Origin of the sequence: Coprococcus sp. ART55/1 (genome assembly GCF_000210595.1) — a bacterium.
In the GTDB taxonomy this organism is placed as follows: Bacteria; Bacillota; Clostridia; order Lachnospirales; family Lachnospiraceae; genus Coprococcus; species Coprococcus aceti.
The window spans coordinates 1,632,465-1,633,981 of sequence record NC_021018.1; the positions used below are offsets into that span (position 1 = coordinate 1,632,465).

A 1,517-nucleotide genomic window follows, 5' to 3' on the forward strand; every position below is an offset into this window, starting at 1 on the left:
CTTGAGACCAAATCTTCTGATCTGTGCCGGTGACACATATATATCCTGATCTCCCGGAAGATAGTTTGCACTTCTTATGAAGCCATATCCCTCAGGCATGACCTCAAGTATTCCGTGAGCCTGTCTTCCACTGTCGAGCTCCGGCAGATACTCGTTCACGTTCTGTGCCGCCTGATTTGACTGGACTCTGTCCTGATTCTGGCCTCTGTCCTGGTATCTCTCCTGGCTCTGACCTCTGTCCTGATACCTTTCCTGGTTTCTGTCCTGATTCTGACCTCTATCCTGGTATCTCTCCTGATTCTGGCTGTGATCCTGATATGTAGCCATTCTTCTCATACGTCTCTGTCCATTGTTCTCCCTGAAATCATCACCTCTTGAGCCCTCAGAGTGATGTACTATCCTGGTTTTTCTGTATTCTGTGTCTCCGGCTGTCTCTCTGACCACATGCTCGGTCTTAGGCTCTGACACATTTTTCTTATTTTCCACTGAAACCGCTGTCACATGCTCCTCCACATATTTTATGAGGAACTGCGCAAGCTCCGCCTTCTTCATTCCCGAGCAGCCTTTTATACCATTATCCTTGGTAAACTGACGCAGCTCTGCAAGAGAAGCTTTACTAAAATCCATATATAATTGTCTCCTTTCACTGAAACCAATGATCAACAAATAAATTAAGTATTATGGGAATATAAACACTCTAAGAAATAAGTAGTGTCTCTCAATGATACATCAAATTCAATTACGGTAAAAAATAAAAATGCGCTAGGCACGCATATTATTCCCGCTCATTATAACATAAATAGAACAATTGTAAATATATTGATTTTAAATTTTACTAATGTTATCATATGAATGTTGTCCGTTCATCAGCACGGACAAACATTTTAACAAAGGATACACGATATGGGAACCGAATCTATTGTATTATATAAACTCATAGTGCTCTATATGCTTGACAGAGTTAACTTCACTCTGACCAATTCACAGATTTCAGACTTTGTTCTGGAGAAGGGCTACACCAATTATTTCACTCTTCAGGAAGCCATAAACGGACTTATAGAAAGCGAATTTGTATATGTATCAAGCATAAGAGGCGCATCCCATTATAAGATAACCTACAAAGGTGAGGAAGCCCTGAGCATGTTCGAGAACAGGATCCCATATGCCATCAAACAGGATATACTGGATTTCTTTGAGAAACAGCAGATCAACCTCAAAAAGGAAACTGAGATACAGTCTGACTACTACCTCAACGATTCCAATGAATATACCGTCTCCTGCGTCATCAACGACAGGAACGAGCCGCTGCTGGATATAAAGTTCAGCGTGCCTACCCAGGCCGTGGCTGTTGCCATATGTGACAACTGGCGTCAGAAAAGCACTGAGATATATGATATACTCGTAAAACAGTTATGGGCATCCAACACATCCAGCTAATATCAGCATAAAAATGACTGAGAATACCGAAAAGAATTATACTCCTCGATATTCTCAGTCATTTTTTGTCTATTTATCTG

General features: G+C 41.2%; 1 protein-coding gene and 1 pseudogene. One reads left to right on the plus strand and one right to left on the minus strand.

The genetic code is table 11. The features are described 5' to 3' along the window. Window positions 1-627, minus strand: a pseudogene (locus CCU_RS14765) (transcription termination factor Rho); the annotation flags it as partial. 276 nt (window positions 628-903) lie between these two features. Between CCU_RS14765 and CCU_RS07505 the strand changes: the two are divergent. After that, entirely contained in the window at window positions 904-1,437 is a 534-nt protein-coding gene (locus CCU_RS07505; RefSeq protein WP_015534160.1) for a DUF4364 family protein, read from the plus strand. Window positions 1,438-1,517: the final 80 nt, after the last annotated feature.

What these genes read in the sequence shown, in the direction of transcription:
- CCU_RS07505 (WP_015534160.1), top strand. Translation starts at nt 904, where the DNA reads ATGGGAACCGAATCTATTGTATTATATAAACTCATAGTGCTCTATATG.